This window comes from Vibrio sp. S12_S33 (assembly GCF_963889785.1).
In the GTDB taxonomy this organism is placed as follows: Bacteria; Pseudomonadota; Gammaproteobacteria; order Enterobacterales; family Vibrionaceae; genus Vibrio; species Vibrio aestuarianus.
The window spans coordinates 1-2,228 of record NZ_CAWPQZ010000113.1 but is presented as its reverse complement, the minus strand read 5'-3'; the positions used below and the strand labels follow the sequence as shown (position 1 = coordinate 2,228).

General features: G+C 39.6%; 3 protein-coding genes. All 3 read left to right on the top strand.

Annotation, left to right across the window (positions count from 1 at the left end):
* The first annotated feature begins 145 nt into the window (after nucleotides 1-145).
* The 3 genes from AACW06_RS19210 to AACW06_RS19200 all read left to right on the top strand — a co-directional run bounded on the left by AACW06_RS19210 (nucleotide 146) and on the right by AACW06_RS19200 (nucleotide 1,988).
* A complete protein-coding gene (locus tag AACW06_RS19210) occupies nucleotides 146-685 on the top strand; it encodes a hypothetical protein (protein WP_192076285.1) in 540 nt (179 codons plus the stop codon).
* A gap of 161 nt (nucleotides 686-846) precedes the next feature.
* On the top strand, nucleotides 847-1,272 hold the full coding sequence (locus AACW06_RS19205) for an N-acetyltransferase (RefSeq protein ID WP_080538360.1): 426 nt from the start codon (nucleotides 847-849) through the stop codon (nucleotides 1,270-1,272).
* Between the two features lie 137 nt (nucleotides 1,273-1,409).
* The gene (locus AACW06_RS19200; protein WP_192076284.1) at nucleotides 1,410-1,988 is read left to right on the top strand and encodes an AbiV family abortive infection protein; all 579 of its coding nucleotides are present in this window, start codon (nucleotides 1,410-1,412) and stop codon (nucleotides 1,986-1,988) included.
* Nucleotides 1,989-2,228 lie beyond the last annotated feature (240 nt).

Below are 2,228 nucleotides of genomic sequence, written 5' to 3'. Positions count from 1 at the left end.
TTCACATAACAAACAATTTAAGAGGGATTCCCAACGCTTGGCATTTTTCTTCTACTTCAAATTTAGTGTTTACGGTACAATGCTTTAGGTTGTGTGGTAGCGTTGCTCACCCCTTAATTGGGCGTTAGCATTACAAGGAGGGATTGTGGGAATTTTATATGGTTATGTTGAACCTAAAGATATGCTTTATAAGTTAATGAGAGACGGGCGTAAGGCTCACTTTTCATCAACACCTGAAGACATGTGTGACAATATCTTTAATTTTTGTATTACTGGGCATTCAATGAGAGATTGGTGCATTAAATACTTAGGGATTGACAGTGATAAGGAAGCTAAAAAGAAATTTCATGAAGAATGTAATGAAAATGAATACCTTAAGTATTGTCGAGATATAGCAAATGCTTCAAAGCATTTTGGTTTGAGCTCAGATCGTACGAGTACAGTTTCTAAAGTCAAATCTGAACAAACTTCTTATGTAAGTGTTGACCTATATGGTCGAAGAGTAGAGGGCTCAGAAACTCAGCAGCAAACCGCAAAAGTTGTCCTGTCTGATGGTAAAGAGCTCCACTTGATTATGTTCTTGCTTGGTGTGTTTAACGGACTTCAAGCGATTATGGATGACTATGGCATCCCATATGAGTCTAGCAAAGCCAATCCTGCATACTTTGCCGTGCAGTACCAATAATGCTAACAAGCAATTTAAGAGGGATTCACAACGTTTGGCGCCCTCACTTCAAGTCAGTTTAGTGTTTATGGCGCAATGCTTTAGGTTTGGGTGGCGGCGTTGTTCACCCCTTAATTGGGCGTTATGTTGCCCCGATAAATTTGACAATCTAGAGTTCGAAAATGATAAGAAAGTATAATTCAAATGACTTAGATTCGGTTCTTGAAATCTGGCTTGAAGCCTCTGTTAAAGCCCATGATTTCGTACCGGCTGGCTTCTGGGAATCTCAAGTTGAGAGCATGCGTAATATTTATATTCCTGCTTCAGAAGTTTTCGTTTATGAAATCGAGTCAAAAATAGTTGGTTTTTATGCACTGTATGAAAGTACTTTGGCAGCTATATTCGTGTTTCCTGAATTTCAGGGTAAAGGCATCGGTAAGCAATTATTAAGGCATGCCAAAGCTCAAAGGGCGATATTGAGCCTTTCCGTATATAAGGAAAATCAGGCTAGTTATCAGTTCTATTTGTCTCAAGGTTTTGCAGTCGTTAGTGAGCAACTGGACGAGCATACGGGACACCCAGAGTACACAATGAGTTCGGGCACATAACAAGCAATTTAAGAGGGATTCTCAACGCTTGGCACTTTTGCTTCTACTTCAAATTTAGTGTTTATGGCACAATGCTTTAGGTTTGGGTGGAGGCGTTGTTCACCCCTTAATTGGGCGTTATGTGTTTTGGAGTTCCGATGGAAGTAATGAAACTTGTATATGAATTAGATAACTCGGATGAGCGCCTAATTCAAAGTGTTGAAGAGCTAGATAAAGCAATCAGTCATATCGTTGAGTTGCTCGATAATTCAGCATGCTTGTATATGAATAAGAGCTACTCTAGTTCACTATTTTTCAGTATTACAGTGTTAGAAGAAGTGGCAAAAGCCCATCTTGGCTCTCACACAAATGGTAATCATCCCGAGAAAAAGCGGAATGTATTCAAAGACCATAAGACAAAGCACATGTTAGCAGCTCTTCCTACTGTAGCTATGGGGTCCCGACTTCAAGACGCAATAGGTGAGGCAGAAATGAACCGTATTATGGTAATGGCAAAGAGTTCGGCATTAGTCCAAGCTAGAGAGCATAGCCTTTACTTCCAAAGAGAAAACGGAAAACTTAAAATACCAAAGGAAAAAGTCAGTCGTAAATTTTCTCGCTCTATGCTGTTGTTCGCAATCGAAGTTTTTGATGACGCCTTATGTGGTTTAACTAACTTTTCTAATGAAGCAGCAGAGCAGACTGATGCATTGTTTGAGCAAATAAAAAACACATAACAAAGCGTTTAAGACAGATTCCCAACGCTTGGCATTTTTCATTTCATCGTTGGGTTTAGTGTTTACGGTGCAATGGTTTAAGTTAGGTGGTAGCGTTGCTCACTACTTAACGCGGCGTTATGTGTTTGATGAGTTTTTAAGGTCAAAGCTACGATTTCATTGATAATTCGTTCCGTGTTTTCGGCAGGTTGGTTTGGTCGAACTGGATTCTTGAACAACCTGAGATTGATCGTTTTTAAG

Bases quoted from the DNA above. Each gene is read 5' to 3' on its own strand.
- AACW06_RS19205 (WP_080538360.1), top strand. From the start codon at position 847: ATGATAAGAAAGTATAATTCAAATGACTTAGATTCGGTTCTTGAAATC.
- AACW06_RS19200 (WP_192076284.1), top strand. From the start codon at position 1,410: ATGGAAGTAATGAAACTTGTATATGAATTAGATAACTCGGATGAGCGC.